Here is a 26,961-nt window from a genome sequence, read left to right on the forward strand (position 1 = left end):
CATTGCTGGACAGCCAGTTGGCCACGCTGGAGCCGCCGCTGCCGTCCGAAAATGCCCTGCCCCTCGACATCGCGCATCCCTTGGACGAACTGGTCGAGGCGGCGGCCGCCGCTCTCCGGAGCTGACAGAGTCGTCGACAGCTATTCCCCGGACGAGCATTAAGGATTATTCCTGTCCGACCAGGCAGGAAGTGAAATGATGCGTGTCGACCTGATCATCTTTGACTGCGACGGCGTCATCGCCGACAGCGAGGTCCTGTCTGCCGAGGTGCTGATCGGCCAACTGGCGCAGTTGGACATCACGGTCACCATGCAAGACGTGCGGCGCGATTTTCTTGGCCGCAGTTTTCCGACCGTTGCGGCCACGATCAGAGACCGCTTTGCCCGCACCCTGCCGGCCGATTTCGAGGCCATCTATCGCGCCCGCCTGTCGGAGCGGTTCGGCACCGAACTTGTGCCGACCCCCGGCTTGGTGGCGATGCTGCAGGCGCTGGACAGGCCCGCCTGCATCGCCACCTCATCCAGCCCCCCACGGGTGGCTCGCACGCTGCAGGTGCTGGGCTTGTCTGACCGCTTTGGCCCCCATGTCTTCACCGCCAGCCAAGTGGCGCGCGGCAAGCCCGCCCCCGACCTGTTCCTGTTTGCCGCCGCCCAGATGGCCTGCGCGCCCTGCCATGCCTTGGTGATCGAGGACAGCGGCCCTGGCCTGGAGGCAGCCCGTGGCGCCGGGATGCGCGTGCTCCATTATCGCGGCGGCTTGCACCTGGCGGGCGAGCCGCCGGTCCCCGGCGTTGACGGCTTTGACGACTGGCGCCATTTTCCCGGCCTTCTCGCCCGGATCGAGGACGGGATATGAGCCAGAACCGCTTTACCCCCGAGAGCACCCGACTGGATGACGCCGCCCGCGCCGGCTGGCTGTATTACGTCGCTGGCAACACCCAGGACGAAATCGCGCGCAAGATGGGCGTCAGCCGGCAAACGGCGCAGCGACTGGTTGCGATGGCGCTGGCCGAGCGGCTGGTCAAGGTGCGCCTGGACCACCCGATCGGGCGCTGCATGGATTTGGCCGCCGCCCTGCGCGACCGGTTCGAACTGGCCACGGCTGAGGTCGCCCCTTCGGATCCAGATGCGCCCGAACTGCTGACCGGCATCGCCATTGCGGCCGCCGCCCATCTGGAACGCGTGCTGAAGTCGCCCGAGCAGCGGATCATCAGCCTTGGGACGGGCCGCAACCTGCGCGCCATGGTCGAGCAGTTGCCAACGATGTCTTGCCCCCAGCACATCATCGTGTCCCGCCTTGGGAACATGATGCAGGACGGCTCGGCCACGCCCTACAATGCAACGATCCGTCTGGCGGAACGGATCGGGGCTCCTCATTACCCCTATCCTTTGCCGGTTCTGGCGCGCGATGCGTCCGAGCTGGCCGCGATGCAGGCCCAGCAGGCGGCGCGAAACACCATTGGCCTGTGCGCCCGCGCAGACCTGTCATTGGTCGGCATCGGACAGATGGACCGGACCGCGCCCCTTCATGTGGACGGATTCCTTCCCGAAGCCGATATAAAGGAACTGGCCCGCGCCGGCGCGGTGGGCGAGATCACCGGCTGGGTTTACGACTCGGAAGGACAGATCATCGATTGCGCCTTCAACCGCCGGGTCGCCTCGGCTCCGCTGCCGCCAGCGTCCGAGCGGGCGGTCGTCGCCCTTGCATCGGGTCAAGCCAAGGTGCCAGCGATTCGAGCAGCCCTGAAGGGACAGCTGATCAATGGGCTGATCACGTCGGAAGTGACCGCCGAAGGCTTGCTGGAATAAAAAGTAAAGTTATTTCAAATGGCTGTTCGACAGCAACGAAAGCTTCAAGGGTCAGTTGACAGAATTTTGTTATCGGGTGAGTATATGCCCGTCGGAAGGGCAAATGCTCAACCGCCAAGGGAGGAATTCATGAACACGACTTTCCGCGCCCTTCTGGGTGCTACGGCCCTGTGCGCTGTCGGCGGCATCGCCCAAGCCCAGGACAATGTGACGCTGACCATTGCAACGGTAAACAATGGCGACATGATCCGCATGCAGTCGCTGACGTCGGACTTTACGGAAAAGAACCCCGGCATCACTCTTGAATGGGTCACGCTGGAGGAAAACATCCTGCGGGAACGCGTCACCACCGACATCGCCACCAATGGCGGCCAGTATGACGTCCTGACCATCGGCACCTACGAGGTGCCTATCTGGGCGCGTCAGGACTGGCTGAGCCCCTTGACGGACCTGCCTGAAGGCTATGACGTCGACGACTTGGTTCCGGCCGTGCGCGAGGCACTGTCCGTGGACGGCACACTCTACGCCGCGCCCTTTTATGCCGAATCCGCCATGGTGATGTACCGCACGGACCTGGCCGAGGCTGCGGGCGTGACCATTCCCGACAATCCCACCTGGACAGACATCAAGACCGCTGCCGAGGCGATGACCGACAAGAGCAACGAGGTTTACGGCATCTGCCTGCGCGGCAAGCCGGGCTGGGGCGAGAACATGGCCTTCCTGACCGCCATGGCCAACAGCTATGGTGCGCGCTGGTTCGACACCGAATGGGCACCGCAGTTCGACAGCCCCGAATGGCAGGAAACGCTGAGCGATTACCTGACGCTGATGAACGAATACGGTCCTCCCGGCGCGTCGTCGAACGGCTTCAACGAAAACCTGTCGCTGTTCCAGCAGGGCAAGTGCGGCATGTGGATTGACGCAACCGTCGCCGCCAGCTTCGTGACCGACCCCGAGGATTCCACCGTGGCAGACAGCGTGGGCTTCGCGCAGTTCCCCAACAAGGACGGGGTGGACAACCACGGCAACTGGCTGTGGGCATGGAACCTCGCGATCCCGGCCTCCAGCCAAAAGCAGGACGCGGCCAAAACCTTCGTGGCTTGGGCGACCAGCAAGGATTATACCAACATCGTGGCCGAGGCCGAGGGCTGGCGTGCGGCCCCTCCGGGCACGCGGACCTCGCTTTATGAGAACCCCGAATACCAGGAGGCGGCGCCTTTCGCAGCACAAACCCTCGAGGCCATAAATGCGGCGAACACGCAAAAGGCTTCGGTTCAGGATGTCCCCTACACGGGGGGCCAGTTCGTCGCGATCCCCGAGTTCCAGGGCATCGGCACGGCAGTCGGGCAAACCTTCTCGGCAGCACTGGCCGGCCAGATGTCCGCAGAGGATGCACTGGCCGCGGCCCAGTCCACCACAGCGCGCGAGATGGCACGCGCCGGCTACCCCAAGTAAGCCGCCCGCGCCGTCCCGGCTCCGGGGCGGCGCATCCCATTGCCCCGAAGGACGCATCCCATGGCCACCCGCCAGACCCAGAGTCTCGCGCGTCTGATGCGCGCACCCGCCATCATCCTGCTGCTGATCTGGATGATCGTCCCGTTGGGGATGACGCTCTATTATTCGTTCCTGAACTACAACCTGCTGAACCCCACAGGGACCAGTTGGGCTGGTTGGTTCAACTATCAGTATTTCTATACCGACCCGGCCTTCTTTGACGCGATCCGGAACACGCTGGCGCTGGTGCTGGGCGTTCTGGCGATCACCGTCATCGGCGGCATCGCGATCGCGATGCTGATCGACAAGCCGATCCTTGGCCAGGGAATCGTGCGGATCCTGATCATCTCTCCATTCTTCGTGATGCCGCCGGTGGCCGCACTGATCTGGAAGAACATGATCATGCATCCAAGTTATGGCGTGCTGGCGGACATCGCGCGGTTCTTCGGGGCGCAGCCGGTGGACTGGTTCGCGCAGTATCCGCTGACCTCGATCATCATCATCGTGTCGTGGCAATGGCTGCCCTTTGCCACGCTGATCCTGCTGACCGCCCTCCAGTCGCTGGACGGGGAACAGATGGAAGCCGCCGAAATGGACGGTGCGGGCGCCATCAGCCGGTTCATCCACCTGATCCTGCCGCACATGGCCCGTGCGATCACCGTTGTGATCCTGATCCAGACGATCTTCCTTCTGGGCATCTATGCTGAAATCCTCGTGACCACGAACGGCGGACCGGGCAACGCCTCGACCAACCTGACCTATCTGATCTATCGCGCCGCGCGATTGAACTTCGACATCGGCGGCGCGGCGGCCGGCGGCATCATCGCGGTCATCCTGGCCAACCTCATCGCCATCTTCCTGATGCGCGCTGTCGGCCGGAACTTGGACTGAGGAGCACCCCATGGCACGCGCCGTCACCACCCGCACCCGGATCGGCTATACCGTGGCCGCTTGGCTGGTCGCCCTGCTGATCTTCTTTCCGATCCTTTACACGATCGTCACCAGCCTCAAGACCGAACAGGAGGCCATTTCGGGCTTCAGCCTGATCCCGTCCTTCACGCTGGCAAGCTTCGAGGCCGTCCAGACCCAGAACAACTACTGGAAGCCTTTCACCAACTCGGTGATCCTGGCCGTCGGCTCGACGCTGCTGGCGCTGGTCGTGGCGATACCGGCCGCATGGGCCATGGCCTTTTCACCCACCAAGCGCACCAAGGACATCCTCATGTGGATGCTGTCCACCAAGATGATGCCTGCTGTGGCCGTGTTGGTGCCGATCTATCTGATCTTCCTGCGCACCGGTCTGATGGACACGCGCATCGGCCTGACGGTCCTTTTGATGCTCATCAACCTGCCGATCGTGGTCTGGATGTTGTACACCTATTTCCGCGAGATCCCCGGAGAGATCCTGGAAGCCGCGCGGATGGACGGGGCGGGCCTGCGGGACGAGATCCTGTATGTGCTGACACCCATGGCTGTGCCGGGCATTGCCTCGACCATGCTGCTGAACGTCATCCTGGCCTGGAACGAAGCGTTCTGGACGATCCAGTTGACCACCACCAACGCGGCGCCCTTGTCGGCATTCATCGCGTCCTTTTCCAGCCCGCAGGGGCTGTTCTGGGCGAAACTCTCGGCGGCGTCGGTCATGGCCATCGCGCCGATCCTGATCATGGGCTGGTTCAGCCAGAAACAACTCGTCCGCGGCCTGACCTTCGGCGCCGTGAAATAAGGAGGACGATGATGGGACGCATCACCCTGGACAACGTGACCAAGCGCTTTGGCGACGTCGAGGTCATCCCGCCGCTGAACCTGGACATAGAGGATGGCGAGTTCGTCGTTTTCGTCGGCCCTTCAGGCTGCGGGAAATCGACCCTGCTGCGCCTGATCGCGGGGCTGGAGGATACATCCGGCGGGCGCATCCTGATCGATGCCAAAGATGCCACGGACACGCCGCCCGCCAAGCGGGGACTGGCGATGGTATTCCAGTCCTATGCGCTTTACCCGCATATGTCGGTGCGCAAGAACATCGCCTTCCCGATGCGCATGGCGGGTGTCGATCAGGCCGAGCAGGACCGTCGGATCGAGGCGGCGGCCAAGGCCCTGAACCTGACAGCCTATCTGGACCGTCGTCCGGGCCAGCTGTCAGGCGGTCAGCGCCAGCGCGTGGCCATTGGCCGCGCCATCGTGCGCGAACCTTCGGCCTTCCTGTTCGACGAGCCGCTTTCGAACCTCGATGCCGCACTGCGCGTCGGCATGCGGCTCGAAATCAGCGAGTTGCACAACCGGTTGAAGACCACGATGATCTATGTGACCCATGATCAGGTCGAGGCCATGACCATGGCCGACAAGATCGTCGTCCTGCAGGCCGGCCGGATCGAACAGGTGGGCAGTCCGATGGACCTTTACCGCGCGCCGCGCAACGTCTTCGTCGCAGGCTTCATCGGCAGCCCCCGGATGAACCTGATGAACGGCGTGCCCGCCGCCGAGTACAGCGCCACGACCATCGGCATCCGCCCGGAACACATCGCGGTCTCTCCAAGCGAAGGAAAGTGGAAGGGACGTGTTGGTGTCAGCGAACATCTGGGCAGCGACACGTTCTTCTATGTCGAGAACACTGGCTTGGCCGAAACACTCACCGTCCGCGTCGGCGGGGACATTGACCTCCACCATGGCGACACGGTCTGGCTGACCCCCGACGCCGCCCATATCCATCGCTTCGACGATCAAGGAAACCGTATCGCATGAGACTCGAAGGTAAGGCCGCGCTGATCACGGGGTCCGCGCGCGGTATCGGGTTGGAATTTGCCCGCGCTTATCTGCGTGAAGGCGCGCGCGTCGCGATCTGCGACATCAATGAGGCTGCCGCGCAGGCTGCTGCCCATGATCTGGGCGAGGGTGCAATTGCCGTCGTGCTGGACGTGACCGACCAGGCCAGCATCGATACCTGCATGGCAGCGGTGGAACAGGCCTTCGGCGGCATCGACATCCTGATCAACAACGCGGCCCTGTTCACCGCCGCTCCGCTGACCGACATCACGCGCCAGGATTATGACCGCGTTTTCGCGGTGAACGTGCAAGGTGCGCTGTTCATGATGCAGGCCGTGGCGCGATCGATGATCACGCGCGGGAAGGGCGGAAAGATCATCAACATGGCCTCTCAGGCCGGGCGAAGAGGCGAGGCCCTGGTTGCTGTTTATTGCGCCAGCAAGGCCGCCGTGATCAGCCTGACCCAGTCCGCGGGCCTGAACCTGATTGCCCATGGCATCAACGTCAACGCCATTGCTCCCGGTGTCGTCGACGGCGAGCATTGGGACGGCGTCGACGCCTTCTTTGCAAAGTACGAAGGCAAGGCCCTTGGCCAGAAGAAGGCCGAGGTTGGCGCCGCCGTCCCGTATGGTCGCATGGGCACTGCTGCTGATCTCACCGGCATGGCAGTGTTTCTGGCCTCGTCCGATGCCGACTATGTCGTGGCCCAGACCTACAATGTCGACGGCGGCAATTGGATGAGCTGACGCCGGCTTTCTTACTCACCGGTTCCCGGCGCGGCCCATCAGGTCGCACTAAAAGCGTGCTTTGACGAAAGGTCCCACAATGACCATCAACCTTACCCAATCTGCCCTGCCGAGCCTTCCCGATCAGGTTGCCCACCCGAACTATGACCGCACCGGGCTGCGTCCCGGCATTCTGCATGTCGGTGTCGGCAACTTTCACCGCGCCCACATGGCTTGGTACCTGGACCGCTTGTTCGAAACCGGCCGCGATCATGACTGGGCCCTGAAGGGTGCAGGTGTTCGTCCCGGTGATGCCGCCATGCGCGAGCGGCTGGCCGCGCAGGACTGGCTGACCACCTTGGTGGAACTGGACCCGAAGGGACTGTCCGCGCGGGTGCTGGGATCAATGGTGGATTTCGTCGCGGTCGATCCGGCGGAAACCATTGCGGCCATGGCCGACCCGGCCATCCGCATCGTCTCGCTGACGATCACCGAGGGCGGGTATTACGTGGACGCCAAGAGCGACGGTTTCGACGCGGGTCACCCCGACATGATCCACGACGCGGCAAATCCGGACAGCCCGCGCAGTGTCTTCGGCATGATCCTGGCAGCCTTGCGCGCGCGCCGGGCGGCGGACCATCCGCCTTTCACGATCCTGTCCTGCGATAACCTGCCGGAGAACGGTCATGTCTGCGCACGTACCGTCACCGGATTGGCGCAGATGTCGGACCCAGATCTGGCACGATGGGTGCATGAAAGCGTGGCCTTCCCGAACTCGATGGTTGATTGCATCACGCCCGCGACGTCGGATCGGGAACGCGCACTTGTGCGCGACCGGTTCGGCATCGAGGACGCGGCCCCGGTCGTGTGCGAGCCCTTCCGCCAATGGGTGCTTGAGGACAATTTTCCCCTTGGCCGCCCCGCACTGGAGGAGGTCGGCGCGGAATTCGTCACGGATGTCGGCCGGCACGAACTGATGAAGCTGCGCATCCTGAATGGTGGCCATGCCGCCATTGCTTATGCTTCGGCGCTGCTGGGACATCACTTCGTTCACGATGCCATGGCCGACCGCCAGATCGCGGACTGGCTGCGCGCACTCGAAACGCGTGAGATCATCCCGACCCTGCAGCCCATTCCTGGCGTCAGCTACGACGATTATCTGGCGCTGATCCTGTCTCGCTTTGGAAATCCCGAAATTGGCGACACCATCCCGCGCCTGTGTCTGGACGGCTCGAACCGCCAGCCCAAGTTCATCCTGCCGACATTGCGCGATCGTCTGGCCACCGGCGAGCCGATTGACGGTCTGGCGCTGGAGCTGGCTCTCTGGTGCCGGTATTGCCAAGGCACGACCGAGGCGGGCGAGTCGATCGCGCCCAATGACGACAACCATGAAAGCCTGCGAGAACGCGCATTGTCGGCACGCGAAAGGCCCGGCGCCTTTCTTGAGAACGTGACGGTCTTTGGTGACCTTGGCGGGTCCGAACCGCTGCACGCGGCCTTTGCGGCGCAATTGAATTCGTTGCACCGCCACGGGGTGCGGGCCGCCTTGACCGCTTATCTGGATGATCAGGCGGGAACCTTCAACCGAGACTGATCCTCGGGACTGCCGGCGGGCGTGGCCGTGATGTCGGTGCGCGTCCGCGGCAGGGCCTGGGGCTGTCCGCGCTGCAGATAGGCCAGCAGCGCTTCGCGGATTTCGCAGCGCAGATCAAAGGCACGTCCGGCATTGCCTGCACTGGCAAGGATACGGATTTCCGCTTCGCGCGGGGTGTAGTCGGTCACCTGCAGCGCAAAGACCTCGCCGTTCCACAGGCGCGAGGCACGGACGACACGCTCCGCCTCTGCCCGGAGCGCTGCCACGTCGACCGAGAAATCCAGATAGATCATCACGACGCCGATCAAGGTGGCATCACTGCGCGTCCAGTTCTGGAATGGTTGCTCCATGAAATAATTCAACGGCACGATTAGGCGGCGCTTGTCCCAGATCCGCACAACGACATAGGTTGCGGTGATCTCCTCCACATTTCCCCATTCCCCTTCGACAATCACCGCATCGTCGATGCGGATGGGCTGTGTCAGGGCCAGCTGGATGCCCGCCAGGAGGTTGCGCAGCACCGGTTGCAGCGCCAGGCCGACAACAATGCCCGCCGCCCCGGCCGAGGCCAGAAGGCTGACGCCGTATTGCCGCACGCCGTCGATGGTCATCAGCGCCGCACTGATCCCCAAGGCCACGATCAGAGTCGAGCCGACACGCTGCAGGATGCGCGTCTGCGTGATGTGCTTGCGGGCCAGCAGGTTGTCCTCGACATCCAGGCGAAAGCGCCGCAGGTGCAGCGTCATCCAGATCTCCAGTGCCGCCTTCAGGAACCAGGTCACGCATGCGATGAAGGCAATCAGCAGCAGGTGGCGCAGCAGGCGCCCCTCGATCATGGGCAGGCTGACGGCATTGGCGGCAAAGGAGAGGGCCACGATCATCAGGGCCAGCTGCACCGGCCCGCGCGTGCGGCGCAGAAGCGTGCGCCAGAAGTCGTCGCGCAGCAAACGGTTCAGCACCAGCCGATAGATCAGCAAGCACGCAATCCAGGAAAGGGCCAGCGCGATCAGGAAGACAAGGGTAGTCTGGGTCCAGGGGGTCATGTCATCTCGGGATATGGGGGCCTTGATGCGACGCGACGGTTAGGGGTTCGGCGTGCGCAACCTGAACACTCTTGGACAAGCCGGCGTTCCGCGCATTGGCATCAATAACCTTCCGGCCCGCCGATGGTGCCTGCACATGATGGAGTTGCGGGCGCCCATGTGCAGCCGGCAGGCGCCCCGTTTCACAGCATGAAGAAGGCTGCAGCCCCGACGACAAGAACGATCATGATCAGCGGCACCGCCAGCGTGCCCAAGGCCAACTTGCTACCGGTACTCTGGCTGGCACGATAATAGTCCATGTCTGCGGGTGCGCCGTTTTCTCCGGCCGACCGATCGACATCTGCGCCGGCTGCCGTCTCTGCGCGTGCCGCCTCGCCTGGCGTGACAGGATCACCAAGGTGATCCACGGGGCCACGGCTGCCATAGGCGCCGCCAGATGGACCGGGATGCGGGGTTTCTCTGTCTGGCCGCAAGGGCGCTTCGGCCGCGTCATTGTCGGGCGCGACCGTTTCTGTCGCCTGACGGCCTGAAGATGCAGAACCCTGCTTGTGATCGTCAGTCATTGGCCTGTCCTGTCCTGAAAAACAGCCGGTGTCGTCGGTGTCCGCATGAACAGGAACCGAAACACAGGCTAAACGGACCGCGCCGCCCGGAAAGGGCGGCGCGGCGGGTTGTATCAGCTGATTGCGTCGGCATTTTTGGGGGCGCGTGGCCGGCGGGGCTTCTTGGGTGCCGCGGCTTCCGGCTTGACCGGAGAAACCTCGGCCTCCTCGGCCTCGTCCATTGCGGCGGTCGTTCCGCCTTCGCCTTCGTGAATGACATGACCGTCGGCCTGACCCATATCGTCGGAATCCATGTCACGAACCTGCATGTCGCCGCCTTGCAACAGATCGTTCATGCTGCCGCCGTCCGATACGCCCTCCTGGTCCAACTCGTCTTGAGCTTGGGTCCAATGCTCGGCCTCCCGCCCTTCCGGGCGTCCCTCGGCTTCCCAGATCTGGTGCGCACGCGCCCGGATGCGTTCAATGTCGTCCAAATCGTCCTCCTCTTGGTCGTCCGGCCAGAACCTGCCGGGGATAGAAATGTTCCAGCAGGAACTAGCGGGTCAGGGCAACCACGCCCTGCCATCCCAAGGATACGCTGCCAGATACCGTTTCATCACAAGCCACCTCGGGTTGGGTGGTGTCGATGCGCAGCTGCCACTCGCCCTCCGGGAGGATGAAGTCGATGTCTTCCCCCGATGCGTTCAGCAGGATCAGGACCGGCGCCATGTCTTCGCGTTCAAGAAGCATCCCAAGAACGCGCTGTTCGCCATCTTCCCAATCGTCAGGCGTCATGGCGTCACCTCGCGGGTGCAGCCAGCGACTGATCGGCTGACGGGGTGCCGCGTCTTCGGCACTGGCAGCGAAACGGATGGATGCCAGCGACATTTCCTGCCGGAAGGCAGACAATGCCTCGACCGCCATCTGGACCTCTTCGCGGCCTTTGGACCAGTCCAGCCAGGAGATCTTGTTGTCTTGGCAATAGGCGTTGTTGTTGCCACCTTGACTATGGCCGATTTCATCCCCCGCCAGGATCATCGGCACGCCCTGCGACAGCATCATCGTGCCCAGCATGGCCCGGACACGGCGCAGTCGGGCCGTGTTGATCGCTTCGTCGTCCGATGGCCCCTCGGCGCCCATGTTGTCCGAGATGTTATGGTCATGGCCATCGCGGTTGTCCTCGCCGTTGGCCTCGTTGTGCTTCTCGTTATAGCTGACCGTGTCCCACAGGGTGAAACCATCATGCGCCGCCACGAAGTTGACGCTGGACGTCGCGGGCCGGTGGCTGTGGTTGAACTGCACCGGAGAACCCGACAACCGTTCCGAAATCGCGCCCAAGAAGCCTGGATCGCGACGCCAGAAGGCGCGCGTGTCATCGCGGAACTTGTCGTTCCATTCGCGGAAGGGCCAGCGATAGCCGCCGACCTGATAACCACCGTCACCCACATCCCACGGCTCGGCGATCAGCTTGACGCCGGACAGGATCGGGTCCTGACGGATGGCGTTGAAGAACGACCCGTCGCGTTCAAATCCTTCGGACTCGCGTCCCAGTGTCGAAGCAAGGTCAAAGCGGAACCCGTCCACATGCATCACCTGAACCCAATAGCGCAGGCTGTCCATGATCATCCGCAGCACCATCGGATGCGCCACGTTCAACGTGTTTCCCGTGCCGGTGGTGTCAAAGCTGTGACGCTTGTCCTCGGACAACAGGTAATACGACGCATTGTCGATCCCGCGGAAGGACAGGGTCTGGCCCAGCTCACTGCCTTCGCAGGTGTGGTTGAAGACAACGTCCAGAATCACCTCGATTCCGGCCTTGTGGATCCGACGGATCGTTTCCTTCACTTCGCGGATATTGCCCGATCTCAGATATGGCTGGTGGGGCGCAAAGAATGACAGGGTGGAATAGCCCCAATAATTCGACAGGTCTTTTTCCACAAGATAGCGGTCATTGGCGAAGGCGTGGATCGGCAGCAGTTCCAGCGTGGTGACGCCGATCTTCTGCAGATGCTCGATCACCGGATCGCTGGCCAGCCCCCGGAAGGTGCCACGCATGTCTTCGGGAACGTCGGGATTCAGTTGCGTCAAGCCCTTGGCATGGGCCTCGTAGATCGTCGTCTGCGCCCAGGGCGTCCGGATGGCGCGGTCGCTGTCCCAGTCGAACTGCGAGTCCACCACCACGCCCTTGGGCATGAAAGGCGCGCTGTCGCGGGTGTCAAAGCTGAGATCGTCTTCGCCGATCGTGTAACCATGAAGCGCGTCATCCCAGATGATCTGCCCGCGCAACTCGCGCGCGTAGGGGTCCAGCAGCAGCTTGTTGGGATTGAAGCGATGCCCTTCGGAAGGTTCATAAGGGCCGTGCACCCGATAGCCATAGACCTGGCCGGGCATCACATCAGGCAAATAGCCGTACCAGATGCCGCCTTCCATCTCAGGCAGGCTGAGACGATGCATCTCGACCTCGCCCTTTTCGTCGAAAAGGCACAGTTCCACCTTGGTGGCATGATCGGAATAAAGGGCAAAGTTCGTGCCCTCCCCCATGAATTCGGCGCCAAGAGTATCAGACCGTCCCTGGGACAGGTCAAAGGAAGGCGCACGGGTCGTGTCACGCATGAAGTCCACGCTTGGCTTTCTGCCCCGAAGGGGCGCTACGAGAAGATGTCACGGATGCAACGGCGGAAGGCCGTATCCGTTCCCCCCGCAGTGCCGCACGACGCTGAAGCATGGCTGCCGTGATCAGAACGGTTCCTGCAGGACTACGGGTGAACCAGCGCGAATCCTCTTCCGGATCTTCTCCGATCACCAGACCCGCGGGGACATGGGCGCCGGGTGCCACGATGGTACAGGACAAGCGCGCCGTCGTTGAGACGGTGGCGCCGGGCATCACGATGCTGCCTCGTCCCAGGTACCAATCGGAGGTATGGGTGACGCGCGGCAGGCGCGCCGGCTGGTTGTTCAGGAAATCCAGTTGGGCCATGCGCAGCGCGTCCAACGTGCCCACATCACGCCAATAGGCCTGCCCGGAAGGGCCCGCAGGCAGGCGCCGTGCGGCCGCGACCCCCTGCGCCACGGCCAAGGGGATGACGTCATGACCGAAATCCATACCTTCGACGGACTGGTCGAACAACGCCTCGCGCAACCATGCCTTGGAGAAGACATAGATCCCCATCGACACCATCGCCTTGTCGGGCTCTCCGAGGATTGCGGGCGGGTGGCTGGGCTTTTCAAGAAAAGACAGGATGCGGCCGGACTCGTCCGCCTGCATTACCCCGAACCCGCAAGCCTCGGCCAAGGGAACGACATCCACCGCCACGGTCACCGCAGCACCCGATGCGCGATGCGCGGACACCAATGCCGCATAATCCATGTCATAAACATGGTCGGCAGCGAGAACCAGAACCTCGTCTGCTTGCCAGTTATCCAGTTCACGCCAGTTCTGGCGCACCGCATCGGCCGTGCCCAGATACCGGTCCTGACCATCGCGCAGCATCAGGCCACCTTGAGGAAAATAGCTGCCCCACCGCGCAGGCAGATGATCGTGCAGGGTTTCGGGGGCATATTGCGTTGCCACCATTATCCTATCCAACCCTGATCGCGCTGCGTTGGCCATCGCGAAATCGACGATGCGGTTCTCTCCTGCAAAATAAACCGCAGGCTTGCTGTCATGGGAGGTCAGGTCGTGCAGCCGTGTTCCCTTGCCGCCTGCCAGAAGGATCGTCGCCACCGACGAGGCGGGAAAGGTCTGGGGCGCAACCGCGTCATGAGGCAAAAGATGCAGGCGGGGGGGAACTTGCTGTGCAGACACGGGTGGGATCCTCGATCTTCGGGTGAGGCCCCACGTCCACGTCCAGCGCATGGGACCAAGGCTGTCCCATGCGAACCGCTTCATGCTTCGGTTGTTCCAGCGAGGAACAAATTTAATTCGAACGGCCCTTATTGCTGTTCCAAAAGGGAAACACGGCATCCGTCCGGACCCGTCCAGTCAAGGATTGCCCTGCCCTCGGCTGTTGCATCGCTGTGGGGCAGGGTCAGTTGCGCGACCAGCCTGCGCCCGCCCCTGCTCCGGATCAGGGTGATGCTCTGACCCTCAATCCGGGCTTCCGCATCAGCCTCCTGCAGAAAGTCGCGCTGTTCACGGCGCAGGACCAAGGCCTTTCGCGTCCAGCAGGCTTTTTCGGACCCGAAGCCCTCGCCATCCGCCAGCGATGTCAAGGATTGCCAGTCGACTGCACGCCGATTGTCCGGGTCTGTCAGGGCCAGAAACTCGTCCTCGGACCCACGATAGATGTCAGGGAATCCGGGCATCACCATCTTGAACAACAGTTGTGCCAGACACAACGCCTGCCCCCGTGCCAGAAGTCGGCCGAGTTCTGCCGGAGCCTCGGCCTTCCAAGACGACAGAACGGCCCCTCCAAAATCTGCGGCCGCCTTTTCGGACGTTTCATCCGGGGCCGTCCAGAAGCTGCCCAGCTTGGCCTCGCGGAACGCCTTTTGCAGGTGATCGGCCAACCGCCCGGGCGCTTCGGGTGCACCATGCAATCCCAATGCGGATTGCAAGACATACCAACGCCAGCGCCCTTCTACCGGCCCGGCTTCGGACAGGTCAGAGGCCGCCTGATACAGCGCCGCAAAATCCTGCGGCAGATGGCTGATCGCCACCATGCGCATGCGCGAATCCTCGGAGCGTTTGGTATCGTGGCTGGAGGTCAGGACCATGTCCCACGCACCGCCGTCACCCAGAATCCGGCTGGCTTCGGCCGTATCGACCGAGGGTTCGTTTGGTTCCGCGCCAACCTCGTTCGCGGGCAGGTAACGGGTCCAGCGGAATCCGGCGGTGTCTTCCTGCGACTTGGCCAGCAAGGCCCCGGAAACCTGCTGCAGGCGCGTGACAAAGGCATGGTCCTCGCGACTGGACGGGTCCGCCCAGATGGAGGCCAGCAGCCGCACCACCCTGTCCGATCGCAGTCCCGCAGCTGCCTGATCCGCGATCCGGCCGATCAAGGCGCGGTCTTCGGCACTGGCGCCTGATCCGTCCACGTAACTGCGGTAACGTGGCATGGCGATCAACAAGGCCGTCACCGCCTCGCGCAGCGCCTCGGGTCCTGCCTCGGCCATGGCGGAACCTGCCGAAGCCACGGCCGCCATCTGCGCCAGCTGGAGCCGTTCGGCCGCCAGCTCATTGTCAAGAATCTCGGCCTTGGCCCGGGCCAGCGCGTCGGGAAAACCTTCCTGTATGCCCGTTGCCTTGCGCCACTCGTTGTCCAGCGCCTCGATCCCCTGTTCCGGCGTCAGCATGCGCGCGATCAGGCGGGCCGCCTCATATCCGGTCGTTCCGACGGTTTTCCAGCCTTTGGGCAGATTCTCGTCGCCCACAAGGATCTTCTCGACCCAGACAGGGGTATCTGGCAGCGCTTTGGCCAGCCGTTCCAGATAGGCGGCTGGATCAGCCAAGCCGTCGATGTGGTCGACACGCAGCCCCTGGACCTGACCCGACCGGACCAGATCGAAGATAAGCGCATGGGTGTCCTCGAAGACCCGTGCATCTTCGACCCGCATGCCGATCAGGCCGGTGACGTTGAAAAAGCGGCGGTGGGTGATGTGGTCGCGCTCCATCTCGTAATGGACCAGGCGCCAGTGCTGTGCGTCGTGAAGCACCCGCAGATCGTCGGTCGTGTCGCTGCCCGCAGCCAGCGGCAGCGCCATGTCGTCGACCCACCACTGCCCTTCCGCAATGCGGAAGGCGCCGTCCGTCAGCATCTTCTCGAAAGGTTCGCCGAGGAAAGGCAGGATCAGGGGTCCCGCTTGCCAGTCGATGTCGAAGTGCCGGGCATAGCGGCTTGCCTTGCCTTGAGCCAGTACATCGGCCAGCCACGGGTTCTGGGGCGTGAAGGCGGTATGGTTCGGCACGATGTCCAGGATGATCCCCAGCCCGCGCGCCTTGGCGGCACCGGCCAGCCGGTCAAAACCCTCGCGCCCGCCCAAGGCAGGCTCGATCTGCGTGGGGTCGGTCACGTCATAGCCATGGGTCGAGCCTCCGGTCGCCTGGAAGATGGGCGACAGGTACAGGTGGGTGATCCCCAACTGCACAAGATCATCCAGGCGGGTCTCGACCCAAGCAAAATCGATGCCGTCACGCAACTGGATGCGATAGGTGGCCATAGGCGGCAGAGCGGTCATGAGAAAGCCTTCACGGTCAGGGAATAGGGTCCGCCGGCACGTCCGGCGCGAAGGTCGGGATCGGCGATCGGATCGGGATCGGGTTGGCCCATGGCCAGAGACAGCGCCAGTGTTCCTTGGCCGAACAGCCAGCGGGCCCGGACCAGATGCGGTTCTGGACGCGTCACGTCGGCGTCGATCAGCCCGCTTTTCAGCATCGGCACGACGTTGGCCGCGCGAAAGGCCAAGGCTTCGCGCGTCAGGGACAGCCAGGACTGCGCGTCCTCGTCCTCGCGCCAGCCAAGGCGTGATCGTTCAAACGTTTCAACCGACAAAGGGTCGGGAACAGCTTCGCCGAGCGCCGCAATGCCGGCAAATTCCGCGGCACGGCCCTTGCGAACCGCTTCGGCCAGTTCGCCCTCGTAATCGGCAAAGAACTGGAACGGGTTGGTCTCGCCGCGCTCCTCACCCATGAAGACCATTGGTATGTAGGGTGCGACCAGCAGCAGGGCATAGGCCACGGCGACGCCTTGCGGATCGGCCAGCGTCAGCAGCCGGTCGCCATGGGCGCGGTTGCCCACCTGGTCATGGGTCTGGGTCGAGTTGACAAAGGCCGTCGGCGGCAGATGGCCGCAAGACTGTCCGCGCGGCTCGTTCAGACCCTCGCGGGGCTGGCCTTCCTCGATGTGACCCCGTGACAGGGCCAAGGCGATATCGCCCACCGGATCGACCGCGAAACTGGCGTAATAGCTGTCCGACTCGCCCGTCAGAGCGACATGAACCGCGTGATGAAAGTCGTCATTCCAGCTGGCGTCATAACCTGCGCCCTCTCGCAGGTCCGGGATGTTGCGCTCATCCTCGGTGATCAGGTGACGGCGGGGGGACAGGTCATGCACGGCGCGGGCCAAGAGGGCCATGAACTCGTCCGCACCGGGACCCGAAATCTGATGGACGGCGTCCAGCCGCAGCCCGTCCATCCCGTATTCCTGCAGCCAGTACACGGCGCAGCTGATCCAGTAATCCCGCACGGCAGGACGCGCGAAATCGATCGCGGCACCCCAGGGCGTGTGGCGGTCAGGGTTGAAGAATTCGGGCGAGGAATGATGCAGATAGGCGCCTTCCGGACCGAAGTGGTTCATCACCAGATCCAGGATCACCATCAGCCCCGCCTCATGTGCAGCCTCTACCAGCCGGTGCAGGTCGTCAGGCGTGCCGTAGGCCGGATGGGGCGCATAGGGCAGCACACCGTCATAGCCCCAGCCCCGCTGGCCGAACCACTGCCCCAAAGGCATCAACTCGACCGCGGTAAAGCCCAGGTCGGCCAGGTGTCGCATCCGTCCGGCCGCCGCGGCGAAGGTACCCTCGGGTGTGAAAGTCCCGACATGCAGCTCGTAAAGAACAGCCTCGGACCAGTCGCGCCCTTGCCAGCCGGGTGCAGCCCCTCGCGGCGCGACAAGAACCGAGGCGTCATGGACGCTGCCCGCCTGCAGCCGGCTGGCCGGGTCCGGCATCCGCTGTCCGTCCACATCAAACAGATAGAGAGTCCCTTCCGGAACGTCGGTGGTCGCGGTCCACAGACCGTCACCTTCCCGGTTCATCGGTGCAGGCTCGTCGGCCAGCAGCAGGCGCACATCGCGGGCCCCCGGCGCCCATAATCTCAGCGTCCACACTCCATCGGACAGGTCGGGTCCCCAGAACTTGCGCATCATCGATCATTTCTCCTGTCGGTCGCAGGCTTAATGATGCGAAGGTGCCGGACGTTCCGTCATTCTGACAAAAAGCAAGGCTTTTGATGCAGATCAGGCATCCTTGGGGGCAGGAGGTGCTGACGGTCCCAGGAACAGGCGCTGTCCTTCGGGCGTGACGGCATAAAGACCGGCCTTGCGCAGCTCCACCGTAACAGGACCACCGTCAGCGGTTGCTTCCATCACCACAATAAGGTTCTGGACGATGTTCATCGAGAACTCGACGCTGGCCTCGGGAAACGGCACTTCCCCGGCTGATCTCTCGGGCGTCTGAATCATGAACGTCTCGAAGCTTGCACACTTGTTACAATCGGACGCTACCAACGTATCACCGGCCTGACCAGATGTCAGTTCATGCGTCAGGGCAAAAGCTGCCGTTATGTCAGCGGATCATTGCCAACGGCCTTGCTTGCGCAACGACTTCACCCTGCGCCACCACCCGTGTCAAGCGACCTGATTTCGGCGCCTCGATCCGCGTCTCCATCTTCATTGCTTCGATAACGGCAATCACCTGTCCGGACTCGACAACGGCTCCTTCCTCGACCTGCCACAAGGACAGGACGCCGGTGACGGGGGCCATGACGGCATCGGGATCCTGAACCTCAACCGGTGCAGGGGGCGTGGCCCTGGCCGTGGCCAGCAAACCTTGGGGCAGGGCAAGATCATGCCGCTGGCCGTCGATCTCGATCGACAGGCGCAGCATCGGCTGTTCAGGGGCGGGTGTCACGCGCGGCGCAGGAGGAACGGCAGCCGCCAAGCGCTCGGCAAAGTCGGTTTCGATCCAGCGCGTGTGGACGGCAAAGCTGCCATCCTCGGCCCGGAACTCAGGTGCCTGCAGAACCGCGCGGTGAAAGGGCAGAACCGATGCCACACCTTCGATACGGAATTCCGCCAAGGCTCGCGCGGCGCGGGACAGTGCGGTCGCCCGGTCGGGGCCAGTCACGATCAGCTTGGCCATCATCGAGTCGAACTGTTCCGCCACGACGCCGCCCTGCACGATGCCGCTGTCCAGCCGCACGCCGATTCCCCCCGGAGCCTGCCACAGCGTTACCGGCCCCGGCGTGGGCAGGAAACCGCGCCCAGGGTCTTCGGCATTGATCCGGAATTCGATGGCATGACCCTGCGGCTCGGGAACGCTGTCATCGGACAGGCACGCCCCCTGCGCCACGCGGATCATGGCCCGCACGATGTCGATGCCGGTGGTTTCCTCGGTCACCGGATGCTCGACCTGCAGCCGGGTGTTCACCTCGAGGAACGAGATCGTGCCATTCGCCGACAAAAGGAACTCCACCGTTCCGGCGCCGCTGTAACCCGCATGGGCGCAGATGGCGCGCGCCGCGTCGTGGATAGGGTCACGCTGATCATCGGTCAGAAAGGGCGCCGGAGCCTCCTCGACCAACTTCTGATTGCGGCGCTGCAGGGAGCAGTCGCGCGTTCCCAGCACCTTGACGGTTCCATGGCGATCGGCCAGCACCTGCGCCTCGACATGGCGGGGGCGGTCCAGGAACTGCTCGATGAAGCACTCGCCCCGGCCAAAGGCGGTGACAGCTTCGCGCACGGCGCTGTCAAACAATTCCTCGACCTCATCCAGGGTCCAGGCAACCTTCATGCCCCGCCCCCCGCCCCCGAAAGCCGCCTTGATGGCAATGGGCAGGCCATGGTCTCGGGCAAAGGCCAGTGCCTCGGCCCCACTGGCCACGGGACCCGGGCTGCCGGCGACCAGGGGGGCGCCCACGGCCTGTGCGATCTCTCTTGCACGGATCTTGTCGCCAAGGGCGTCGATGACCTGCGGATCCGGGCCGATCCAGACCAGCCCGGCCTTTTGCACGGCTCGGGCAAAATCCGCGTTCTCGGACAGGAAGCCATAACCGGGATGAACCGCATCGGCCCCCGCCTTTGCAGCAATGGCCAGAACCTTCGCCCCGTCCAGATAGGTTTCGGCGGGGGTGGTGCCTTCCAGCGGATAGGCATGGTCAGCCAGACGCACAAACGGGGCGTCGCGGTCGGGATCGGCATAAACCGCAACCGCCTCCAGCCCTTCGTCGCGGCAGGCGCGCAGGATGCGCAGGGCGATCTCGCCCCGGTTGGCAATCAGGATGCGGGTGATCGGGCGCAGCGGCGCATCGGTGAACAGCGTCATGTCAGCCTTCCGTAAGAAGCGGGGCAAAAGGGGCGGCGGTGGCGAAGCGGATGCGTGCGCCGGGCGGCAACTGGCCCGCCAGATCCAGCGCCTGCGGATGCAACGTTGCGATCACCGGATAACCGCCGGTCAAAGGATGATCCGCCAGGAACAGCACCGGCTGGCCGGAATGAGGGATCTGGATCGCACCCGTTTCGCAGCCCTCCGAGGGCAATTCGGCAGCATCGTCCCGTTTCAGAGCGTTGCCCGACAACCGGATCCCCACGCGCGAGGATTGCGGCGTGACCTGCCATTCCTGCGACAAGAACCGTTCGACCGTTTCCCGATCGAACCAATCCGCCCGCGGGCCCATGACAACGGCCAGCGTGACCAGATCCCCGGGCGCGGGCAGATCAGGCGCGGGGCCGGGATCGGCAACAGCCTTGGCCGGTCGATGCGCGGGCGTCAGCACGTCACCCGCCGTCAGCGCCGGCGGACCGATATGGGCCAGCGTGTCGGTTGCCCGCGATCCCAGCACCGGCGCGACGTCGAATCCGCCCCTCAGCGCCAGATAGCTGCGCATGCCTGCCGCGGGTGCCATGATCTGCAGATGGTCACCTGCATCCAGCGCAAATGCCGCACCGGGCGCGATGACGGTGCAGCCGTCGGAATGGATCACCTGTGCAGAACCCGCGCCCGACAGGGCCATCGTCAGCGGCTGTTCGGCCTGCAGCGTCACGGGCCCCAGCGTGATCTCCAGCGCGGCCTCGTGCACATTGTTACCGACGGCGCGGTTGGCGCGGCGCAGCGCGCCCACATCCAGAGCGCCCGAGGCCGACACGCCCTGCGCCCCCTGCCCTGCCCGGCCCTGATCCTGCAACAGGATCGGAAAGGCGGTCGACAGGATGCGCAATCCATGCCCCGGGCGGCTGACCGGAACCACCACAGGATGCATTGTCCCATGACCCTCGACAAAGCGTGCGCGGACGCCCGGACGCAGCAGCGCGGGCGGGTCCCGCGACAGGTCCCACATCGGCACGTCGGTGCGGCCGATCAGCTGCCATCCCCCCGGTGTTTCCTGTGGATAGATACCGCAGAACCGCCCCGCCAGCGCGACCGACCCTGCCGGGATGCGGGTGCGCGGCGCCGGCCGGCGCGGCAGATCAAAGCGCCGGTCGTCACAGGTCATATAGGCAAAGCCCGGTGCAAAACCGCAAAAGGCCGTCTGCCAGACCGCTGCCTGATGGGCGGCAATGACTTCGGCCACGGTCAGGTCCATGAGCCGGGCTACATCCGCCAGATCCTCACCATCATAAATGACAGGCAGTTCGAGGGTTTCCGGGGCGCGCGGGGCCGGCGCGCGGCCCACGGCGGGCCGGCGGCACAACAATCGGCGCGCCAGCCCTGCACCGGCCGCCACGCCCGGCTCGGTGCGGATCATCAGCGTGCGTGCGGCGGGCACGATCTCAGTCACGCCGGGGACCGGGGTGGCGGCCAGTGCGTCGAACAGCGCCAGTGTCGCGTCCAGGTCCGCCAGCTCGATCAGCAGGCAGCGCGGCCCGACGGGCAGAACCCGCGTCACGGGGCAAAGGGGGCGATCGATACGCCCCGGTCCAGCAGGGCACTCCGGACGCGGCTGGCCATGGCCACCGCGCCCGGGCTGTCCCCATGCACGCAGATGCTGTCGGCCCGCAGGGTCAATGTGCTGCCATCCGCTGCCTCGATCACGCCTTCGGTCGCCAGGCGCAGCATGCGGCCAGCAACCTCATCGAGGTCGTGCAGCACCGCATTTGGGTGCGCGCGCGACATCAGGCTGCCATCCGGTGTATAGGCACGATCAGCAAACGCCTCGGCCACGACCCTCAGACCGGCGGTCATGGCGCGATCCAGGATCGACGCGCCTGCCAGACCCATCAGCACCAGCGCGGGATCCACCGACAGGATGCCCGCGATCACCGCATCGGCCTGCCGCGCATCCTCGGCGATGGTGTTGTAAAGCGCGCCGTGCGGCTTGACATAGCTGACCCGCGTCCCCGCCGCCCGGGCCAGCCCTTGCAGCGCCCCGATCTGATAGATCACGTCAGCCGTCAACTCGTCCGACGGCACGTCCATTGCCCGCCGCCCGAAGCCGACGCGGTCGGGATAGCTGACATGAGCCCCCACCGCGACTCCTCGCCGCGCCGCCTCGCGCAGCGTTTCCAGCAGCCCGCGCGGATCACCCGCATGAAAGCCGCAGGCCACGTTGGCGGAACTGACGATCGCCAGCATTGCGGCGTCGTCCCCCATGCGCCACGCGCCGAAGCCTTCGCCCAGGTCGCTGTTCAGGTCGATCTGCATGGTTCCTCCTTACTGTCCCAGAAAGGCAAAGATGGTGCTGACGGACCGTGCGCCCATGTACCAGGTCAACGCGCAGACGATCGCCCCCAGAACAAGCAGCAGACGGTTGTAACGGTGCCCTCCCATCAGGTCCGATCGTGCAAATCCGATATAGGTAAAGATCGTCAGCCCGATCGGCAGGATCAACCCGTTGAAGCCGCCGACAAAAACCAGAATGGCCGCCGGGGCCGTTCCAAGCGCCAGATAGACCGCCAACGAGAACGCGATGAAGGCCACCGTGGCGCGTGACCGCGCGCTCTCGCTGCGAATCCCGAAAACGTCGAGGAAGCTGACCGAGGTATAGGCGGCCCCGATGACCGAGGTCAGCGCCGCCGCCCAGAGGACGACGCCAAAGACCCGCATCCCCCACTCGCCCGCTGCCGCCTGAAAGGCCTGCGCGGCCGGGTTCGCCGCCTGGCTGGACAGGTCCAGCGTCACACCTGAGGCCACCACGCCAAGGATCGCCAGGAACAGCACGAACCGCATGACGCCGGTGATGGCGATCCCGGTCAGCGCCGCACGCGTCACCGCACGCAGGTTCTGCGGCCCCGTCAGGCCCTTGTCCAGCAGTCGGTGGGCACCGGAATAGGTGATATACCCGCCGACCGTGCCGCCGACGATCGTGGTGATGGCGGCGAAATCAATGAAGTCGGGAAAGACCGCTTGGCGCAGCGCCTCGCCCACCGGCGGGTGCGACTGCGTCGCGACAAAGACCGTCAGGGCGATCATGATCACCCCCAGCCCGATGATGACCCGGTCCAGCAGCAGGCCCGCCCGCCGCGACAGAAAGATCCCGATCGCCAGCACTGCGGAGATGGCGCCGCCGATCTTGGGGTCCAGCCCGATCATCGCGTTCAGGCCCAGACCGCCCCCCGCGATGTTGCCCACGTTGAAGGCCAGCCCCCCGATCACGACCAGCGCCGTCAGCAGATAGCCTGCCCCCGGAATGGCCGCATTCGCCGTTTCCGACGCCCGCCGTCCGGTCAGCGCCGTGATGCGCCAGATATTCAGTTGCACCACGAAATCGATCAGGATCGAGGCCAGAATCGCAAAGGCAAAAGCGGATCCCATGCGGGCGGTAAAGCTGGCGGTTTGCGTGATGAAGCCGGGACCAATGGCCGACGTTGCCATGAGAAAGATCGCTGCCAGAAGTCCTCCGCGGAGGCTGGCAGCCGTGACCGAAGGGACCGCGCGTTCGGATGACATGGAAAAACCTCGCGTTGGACAGCTTCTTTTCGAACAGGATTTCCGTGCCTCCTCGATCCGTCAACGATGTTCTTACAAACCGACCATTTTTGTTGAACAATACTGCTCCGTCGGGCAAGTTCTGCCGAAATCTTGTGCAACAGTGCCGCACCGCTTCGTCACCTTGTCCTCGGTTTAGTGTGACGTCATGATTGCGAAAGATCTTCAGGACGCTGCATGACCGACGAATCCACACTCTCCAGCCTCGCCGAAGACACGGCCACCCGCCTGCGCGACCAGGTGATCCATGGCCTGCTGCGTCCCGGTCAGCGGTTGTCCGAGGCGCGTCTGGCCGCTGATCTGGACGTGTCGCGCAATACGCTTCGTGAAGTGTTCCGCCTGCTGACGCGCGAAGGGCTGCTGACACATCTGCCGAACCGGGGAGTGTCAGTGGCAGTGCCCACCATGGCGGGGGTTCATGACATCTACCGCGTGCGCCGCCTGATCGAGATTCCGTCCCTGTCGCAGGCCTGGCCTCGCCACGCCGGCGTTGGCCGCATGTCGCAGGCTGTCGAACAGGCCGAGGTTTCAGAGGCAGGAAACGACTGGCAAGGTGTCGGCAGTGCCAACATGGCCTTCCATGCGGCCATCGTGTCCTTGGGGGACAGCCCGCGCCTGAACGGCTTCTTCGCCCGGATTGCGGCTGAATTGCGGCTGGTCTTCGGGCTGCTAGACAGTCCCGAGCAATTGCACGCGCCCTTCATCGCCTCCAATCGCCAGATCCTGAACGCTCTCGAGGCGGGCAATGCCGCCGCCGCCGCGGCCCATCTGGCCGGTTATCTGGATCAATCCGAGCGCGTGGTGATGGCGGCCTTTGCACGGCGGGAACAGGCAAGCGCCCCGGCCTGACCGGGACGCTTTCAGGGGTCGCCTTCAGGATCCGACCAGTGCCAGCAACACCAGATAGATGACCGAAGGGCCCATCAGGCAACCCAGCCCCGTGTAGAAGGTGGCCGTCATTGCGCCATAAGGGACCAAACGCTTGTCGGTGGCGGCCAAGCCGCCAGCGACGCCGCTGGTCGTTCCCATTAGACCCCCATAAGCCATGGCCGATTTCGGGTTGTTTAGCCCGATCAGCGGCGCCACGAGGGGTGTCCCGATCATCACCAGAACCGCCTTCAGAAGGCCCGCCGCAACCGACAGCGCTATGACATCGGAACTGGCCCCCAGGGCCGTGCCCGTGACGGGGCCCACGATATAGGTTGCCGCCCCTCCGCCGATCGTGGCCATGCTGACGGCATCGGTATAACCGAAGGCCGCCGCGACCAGCGCGCCGACGGCAAAGGACACCGCGATCCCGAGTGCCAGCGAGACGACGCCAGCCGCCCCTGCCTTGCGGATTTCCCGCATGTCCACGCCATAAGCGGTCGAGACGATGGCAAGGTCGCGCAGCATGGCGCCGCCCATCAGGCCGATGCCCGCAAACAGCGGCACATCCGCGATCCCCTTGGAACCACCGGTCATGGTACCGCCGAGCCACGCAAGAACTAGGCCGATGATGATGGCGATGGCAGATCCGTGCAGCCGTCCCGCCGACAGGCGGTCAGAGAGCTGGTACGAGATCCACATGACCACGCCGACGACGACAAAGGCAAAGACAAGGCCGTTCTTGCCCAGAAGATCCACGATCATCTGCATGGGATCATGCCTCCTGTGCCATCACGGGCGGCAGGGGCGCATCCTGCCCGCCAATCCGCGCCACGGCCGGGACCAGTGCCATGCAGGCGACGGTCGCACCGACCCCGGCAATGATGGCCACCGGTCCACCTGCCAGGGCGGCCACTACATTCTGCTGTGCGGCCATTGCGACGACGATGGGAATGTACATCGCGCTCCAGAACAGGATCCCCTGTTCGGACAGCGCAGGCAGGCGACCGGTCCGGCGCATCCAGTCGGTGGCAAAGATCAGCAGCAGCATGGCAAAGCCCACACCGCCGACATTGGATTCGACCCCCAGGACGATGCCCAGCAGGTCACCTAGGATCACGCCCGCCAGATGGCAGGCGGCCAAGGCCGCGACTCCGTAAATGATCATGTTGTTCCTCCCTTGTTTGGACCAAAAGCCCCGGCGCGCCCTCCTCCGACGCAGCCGGGTGGTCAGTTGTCAGGCCATGGTCTTGGCATAAAGATCGGCATGGGTCTTGCGCAATTCGGCCTTCTGGACCTTGCCCATCACGTTGCGGGGCAAGGCCTCTGCCAGGATCACGCGCTTGGGCTGCTTGAAGCGGGCAAGCGTCCCTTCCAGAGCGGTCCGGATGCTGTCAGCCTCCAGTCCATCGCCTTTCGGAACCACAACGGCCGTCACCGCCTCGCCCAGATCCGGATGCGGCAGGCCGATCACCGCGCTTTCCAGAACGCCCGGCAACGCGTCGATCGCCTCTTCGACCTCTTTCGGATACACGTTGTAGCCGCCCGAGATCACCAGGTCCTTGTCGCGTCCCACGATGCGGAGGTAACCGTCCTCGCCGATCATCCCCAGATCGCCGGTGATGAAGAACCCGTCCGAACGGAATTCGGCCGCGGTCTTTTCGGGCATGTTCCAGTAGCCCTCGAAGACGTTCGGACCCTTGACCTCGATCAGGCCGATCTCGCCCTGCGGCAGTTCATTGCCGGTCTCGCGGTCGGTGATGCGGATGCTGATGCCCGGCAACGCCATGCCCACCGCACCCGCGATACGGTCCCCTTCGTAAGGGTTCGAGGCGATCATGCAGGTTTCGGTCATGCCGTAACGCTCCAGGATCTTGTGGCCGGTGCGGTTGGTGAAGGCACGGTGATCCTCGGCCAGCAGCGGGGCCGAGCCCGACACGAACAAGCGCATGCCGCCTGTCGTTTCTCGGTTCAGGCGATCGGATTTCAGCAAACGGGTATAAAAGGTCGGGACGCCCATCAGGACGGTTGCCCGCTCCATCAGGTCGATTGCCTGTTCGGCATCGAACTTGGTCAGAAAGATCATCGTCGATCCGGCCACCAGCGCCATGTTGGCAGCCACGAACAGGCCGTGGGTGTGAAAGATCGGCAAGGCGTGGATCAGCCGGTCTTCGGCGGTGAAACGCCAACAGTCCAGCAGCGCCTCGGCATTCGAGGCCAGGTTGCCGTGCGTCAGGACCGCGCCCTTGGACCGGCCCGTGGTGCCGGATGTGTAAAGGATGGCTGCCCGGTCATCTGGCCCGCAAGGGTGCCGATCCTCGCGCGGAGTGGCCTCGGCCGCCCGCGCCATCAGCGAACCTTCCGCCTGCGCGCCAAGCGTCTCGACCACCAGCGCATCGCCCGCCCGATGAGAATGCGCCTCGGCCTGCGCGGGATCGCAGACAAACAGGCGCGGCGCGGCATCGCCGATGAAATAGTCGATCT

Annotated in this window: 24 protein-coding genes; 9 read left to right on the top strand and 15 right to left on the bottom strand. The window is 64.1% G+C overall.

Annotation, left to right across the window (positions count from 1 at the left end; translation table 11 throughout):
• The first annotated feature begins 195 nt into the window (after positions 1 to 195).
• The 8 genes from ACLHHB_RS00620 to ACLHHB_RS00655 all read left to right on the top strand — a co-directional run bounded on the left by ACLHHB_RS00620 (position 196) and on the right by ACLHHB_RS00655 (position 8,384).
• Entirely contained in the window at positions 196 to 855 is a 660-nt protein-coding gene (locus tag ACLHHB_RS00620; RefSeq protein ID WP_410216339.1) for an HAD family hydrolase, read from the top strand.
• Complete coding sequence (locus ACLHHB_RS00625) at positions 852 to 1,808, top strand: sugar-binding transcriptional regulator (protein ID WP_410216340.1); 957 nt, start codon at positions 852 to 854, stop codon at positions 1,806 to 1,808. Before ACLHHB_RS00620 ends, ACLHHB_RS00625 begins: the two co-directional genes overlap by 4 nt.
• Before the next feature lie 129 nt (positions 1,809 to 1,937).
• Positions 1,938 to 3,263, top strand: coding sequence for an ABC transporter substrate-binding protein (locus tag ACLHHB_RS00630; RefSeq protein WP_410216341.1), 1,326 nt, complete (start codon positions 1,938 to 1,940; stop codon positions 3,261 to 3,263).
• A 60-nt stretch (positions 3,264 to 3,323) separates the two neighbouring features.
• A complete protein-coding gene (locus tag ACLHHB_RS00635) occupies positions 3,324 to 4,193 on the top strand; it encodes a carbohydrate ABC transporter permease (protein ID WP_410216342.1) in 870 nt (289 codons plus the stop codon).
• A 10-nt stretch (positions 4,194 to 4,203) separates the two neighbouring features.
• Positions 4,204 to 5,028 carry a carbohydrate ABC transporter permease gene (locus ACLHHB_RS00640; RefSeq protein WP_410216343.1) on the top strand — a complete coding sequence of 275 codons (825 nt, stop codon included), beginning with the start codon at positions 4,204 to 4,206 and terminating at the stop codon, positions 5,026 to 5,028.
• A gap of 11 nt (positions 5,029 to 5,039) precedes the next feature.
• Entirely contained in the window at positions 5,040 to 6,044 is a 1,005-nt protein-coding gene (locus tag ACLHHB_RS00645) for an ABC transporter ATP-binding protein (RefSeq protein WP_410216344.1), read from the top strand.
• A complete protein-coding gene (locus ACLHHB_RS00650) occupies positions 6,041 to 6,811 on the top strand; it encodes an L-iditol 2-dehydrogenase (protein WP_410216345.1) in 771 nt (256 codons plus the stop codon). The genes ACLHHB_RS00645 and ACLHHB_RS00650 overlap by 4 nt, the downstream gene beginning before the upstream one ends.
• 79 nt (positions 6,812 to 6,890) lie before the next feature.
• Positions 6,891 to 8,384, top strand: coding sequence for a mannitol dehydrogenase family protein (locus tag ACLHHB_RS00655; RefSeq protein ID WP_410216346.1), 1,494 nt, complete (start codon positions 6,891 to 6,893; stop codon positions 8,382 to 8,384).
• Here the strand turns inward: ACLHHB_RS00655 and ACLHHB_RS00660 are convergent.
• From ACLHHB_RS00660 to ACLHHB_RS00715, 12 genes are all read right to left on the bottom strand, one after another.
• Positions 8,357 to 9,427 (bottom strand): mechanosensitive ion channel family protein, encoded by a 1,071-nt coding sequence (locus ACLHHB_RS00660; protein WP_410216347.1) that lies wholly within the window; start codon positions 9,425 to 9,427, stop codon positions 8,357 to 8,359. The two genes, ACLHHB_RS00655 and ACLHHB_RS00660, sit on opposite strands and share 28 nt — an antisense overlap.
• Positions 9,428 to 9,609: 182 nt before the next feature.
• A complete protein-coding gene (locus tag ACLHHB_RS00665) occupies positions 9,610 to 9,990 on the bottom strand; it encodes a hypothetical protein (protein ID WP_410216348.1) in 381 nt (126 codons plus the stop codon).
• A 113-nt stretch (positions 9,991 to 10,103) separates the two neighbouring features.
• On the bottom strand, positions 10,104 to 10,463 hold the full coding sequence (locus tag ACLHHB_RS00670; RefSeq protein WP_410216349.1) for a DUF2934 domain-containing protein: 360 nt from the start codon (positions 10,461 to 10,463) through the stop codon (positions 10,104 to 10,106).
• A 61-nt stretch (positions 10,464 to 10,524) separates the two neighbouring features.
• Positions 10,525 to 12,582, bottom strand: a complete 2,058-nt coding sequence (gene glgX / locus ACLHHB_RS00675) for a glycogen debranching protein GlgX (protein ID WP_410216350.1) — start codon at positions 12,580 to 12,582, stop codon at positions 10,525 to 10,527.
• The gene (locus tag ACLHHB_RS00680; protein ID WP_410216351.1) at positions 12,575 to 13,774 is read right to left on the bottom strand and encodes a sugar phosphate nucleotidyltransferase; all 1,200 of its coding nucleotides are present in this window, start codon (positions 13,772 to 13,774) and stop codon (positions 12,575 to 12,577) included. The genes glgX and ACLHHB_RS00680 overlap by 8 nt, the downstream gene beginning before the upstream one ends.
• Positions 13,775 to 13,902: 128 nt before the next feature.
• Complete coding sequence (gene treY / locus ACLHHB_RS00685) at positions 13,903 to 16,146, bottom strand: malto-oligosyltrehalose synthase (protein WP_410216352.1); 2,244 nt, start codon at positions 16,144 to 16,146, stop codon at positions 13,903 to 13,905.
• Positions 16,143 to 17,834, bottom strand: a complete 1,692-nt coding sequence (treZ, locus tag ACLHHB_RS00690; protein WP_410216353.1) for a malto-oligosyltrehalose trehalohydrolase — start codon at positions 17,832 to 17,834, stop codon at positions 16,143 to 16,145. The genes treY and treZ overlap by 4 nt, the downstream gene beginning before the upstream one ends.
• A 90-nt stretch (positions 17,835 to 17,924) precedes the next feature.
• Positions 17,925 to 18,149: a hypothetical protein gene (locus ACLHHB_RS00695; protein ID WP_410216354.1), complete on the bottom strand. Its 225-nt coding sequence runs from the start codon at positions 18,147 to 18,149 to the stop codon at positions 17,925 to 17,927.
• 103 nt (positions 18,150 to 18,252) lie between these two features.
• Complete coding sequence (locus ACLHHB_RS00700) at positions 18,253 to 20,010, bottom strand: acetyl/propionyl/methylcrotonyl-CoA carboxylase subunit alpha (protein ID WP_410216355.1); 1,758 nt, start codon at positions 20,008 to 20,010, stop codon at positions 18,253 to 18,255.
• Position 20,011: 1 nt separating this feature from the next.
• Positions 20,012 to 21,571: a 5-oxoprolinase/urea amidolyase family protein gene (locus tag ACLHHB_RS00705; RefSeq protein ID WP_410216356.1), complete on the bottom strand. Its 1,560-nt coding sequence runs from the start codon at positions 21,569 to 21,571 to the stop codon at positions 20,012 to 20,014.
• Complete coding sequence (locus ACLHHB_RS00710; RefSeq protein WP_410216357.1) at positions 21,568 to 22,326, bottom strand: LamB/YcsF family protein; 759 nt, start codon at positions 22,324 to 22,326, stop codon at positions 21,568 to 21,570. The genes ACLHHB_RS00705 and ACLHHB_RS00710 overlap by 4 nt, the downstream gene beginning before the upstream one ends.
• A gap of 9 nt (positions 22,327 to 22,335) precedes the next feature.
• Positions 22,336 to 23,571, bottom strand: a complete 1,236-nt coding sequence (locus ACLHHB_RS00715) for an NRAMP family divalent metal transporter (protein WP_410216358.1) — start codon at positions 23,569 to 23,571, stop codon at positions 22,336 to 22,338.
• Positions 23,572 to 23,787: 216 nt separating this feature from the next.
• On the opposite strand from ACLHHB_RS00715, the gene ACLHHB_RS00720 reads away from it, so the two are divergent.
• On the top strand, positions 23,788 to 24,459 hold the full coding sequence (locus ACLHHB_RS00720) for a GntR family transcriptional regulator (RefSeq protein WP_410216359.1): 672 nt from the start codon (positions 23,788 to 23,790) through the stop codon (positions 24,457 to 24,459).
• A 24-nt stretch (positions 24,460 to 24,483) separates the two neighbouring features.
• Here the strand turns inward: ACLHHB_RS00720 and madM are convergent, their stop codons facing one another.
• From madM to ACLHHB_RS00735, 3 genes are all read right to left on the bottom strand, one after another.
• Positions 24,484 to 25,248: a malonate transporter subunit MadM gene (madM, locus tag ACLHHB_RS00725; RefSeq protein WP_410216360.1), complete on the bottom strand. Its 765-nt coding sequence runs from the start codon at positions 25,246 to 25,248 to the stop codon at positions 24,484 to 24,486.
• 4 nt (positions 25,249 to 25,252) lie between these two features.
• Positions 25,253 to 25,645 carry a malonate transporter subunit MadL gene (gene madL / locus ACLHHB_RS00730; protein WP_410216361.1) on the bottom strand — a complete coding sequence of 131 codons (393 nt, stop codon included), beginning with the start codon at positions 25,643 to 25,645 and terminating at the stop codon, positions 25,253 to 25,255.
• Between the two features lie 69 nt (positions 25,646 to 25,714).
• A partial coding sequence (locus ACLHHB_RS00735) for an AMP-binding protein (RefSeq protein ID WP_410216362.1) occupies positions 25,715 to 26,961 on the bottom strand: 1,247 nt, incomplete at its 5' end.

This window comes from Paracoccus sp. (in: a-proteobacteria), from assembly GCF_046462195.1.
GTDB lineage: Bacteria > Pseudomonadota > Alphaproteobacteria > Rhodobacterales > Rhodobacteraceae > Paracoccus.

Coding starts and splice junctions, on each gene's coding strand:
- ACLHHB_RS00620 (WP_410216339.1), top strand. CDS start 196: ATGATGCGTGTCGACCTGATCATCTTTGACTGCGACGGCGTCATCGCC.
- ACLHHB_RS00625 (WP_410216340.1), top strand. CDS start 852: ATGAGCCAGAACCGCTTTACCCCCGAGAGCACCCGACTGGATGACGCC.
- ACLHHB_RS00630 (WP_410216341.1), top strand. CDS start 1,938: ATGAACACGACTTTCCGCGCCCTTCTGGGTGCTACGGCCCTGTGCGCT.
- ACLHHB_RS00635 (WP_410216342.1), top strand. CDS start 3,324: ATGGCCACCCGCCAGACCCAGAGTCTCGCGCGTCTGATGCGCGCACCC.
- ACLHHB_RS00640 (WP_410216343.1), top strand. CDS start 4,204: ATGGCACGCGCCGTCACCACCCGCACCCGGATCGGCTATACCGTGGCC.
- ACLHHB_RS00645 (WP_410216344.1), top strand. CDS start 5,040: ATGGGACGCATCACCCTGGACAACGTGACCAAGCGCTTTGGCGACGTC.
- ACLHHB_RS00650 (WP_410216345.1), top strand. CDS start 6,041: ATGAGACTCGAAGGTAAGGCCGCGCTGATCACGGGGTCCGCGCGCGGT.
- ACLHHB_RS00655 (WP_410216346.1), top strand. CDS start 6,891: ATGACCATCAACCTTACCCAATCTGCCCTGCCGAGCCTTCCCGATCAG.
- ACLHHB_RS00660 (WP_410216347.1), bottom strand. CDS start 9,427: ATGACCCCCTGGACCCAGACTACCCTTGTCTTCCTGATCGCGCTGGCC.
- ACLHHB_RS00665 (WP_410216348.1), bottom strand. CDS start 9,990: ATGACTGACGATCACAAGCAGGGTTCTGCATCTTCAGGCCGTCAGGCG.
- glgX (WP_410216350.1), bottom strand. CDS start 12,582: ATGCGTGACACGACCCGTGCGCCTTCCTTTGACCTGTCCCAGGGACGG.
- treY (WP_410216352.1), bottom strand. CDS start 16,146: ATGACCGCTCTGCCGCCTATGGCCACCTATCGCATCCAGTTGCGTGAC.
- treZ (WP_410216353.1), bottom strand. CDS start 17,834: ATGATGCGCAAGTTCTGGGGACCCGACCTGTCCGATGGAGTGTGGACG.
- ACLHHB_RS00695 (WP_410216354.1), bottom strand. CDS start 18,149: ATGATTCAGACGCCCGAGAGATCAGCCGGGGAAGTGCCGTTTCCCGAG.
- ACLHHB_RS00700 (WP_410216355.1), bottom strand. CDS start 20,010: ATGACGCTGTTCACCGATGCGCCGCTGCGCCCGATCACCCGCATCCTG.
- ACLHHB_RS00710 (WP_410216357.1), bottom strand. CDS start 22,326: ATGCAGATCGACCTGAACAGCGACCTGGGCGAAGGCTTCGGCGCGTGG.
- ACLHHB_RS00715 (WP_410216358.1), bottom strand. CDS start 23,571: ATGTCATCCGAACGCGCGGTCCCTTCGGTCACGGCTGCCAGCCTCCGC.
- ACLHHB_RS00720 (WP_410216359.1), top strand. CDS start 23,788: ATGACCGACGAATCCACACTCTCCAGCCTCGCCGAAGACACGGCCACC.
- madM (WP_410216360.1), bottom strand. CDS start 25,248: ATGCAGATGATCGTGGATCTTCTGGGCAAGAACGGCCTTGTCTTTGCC.
- madL (WP_410216361.1), bottom strand. CDS start 25,645: ATGATCATTTACGGAGTCGCGGCCTTGGCCGCCTGCCATCTGGCGGGC.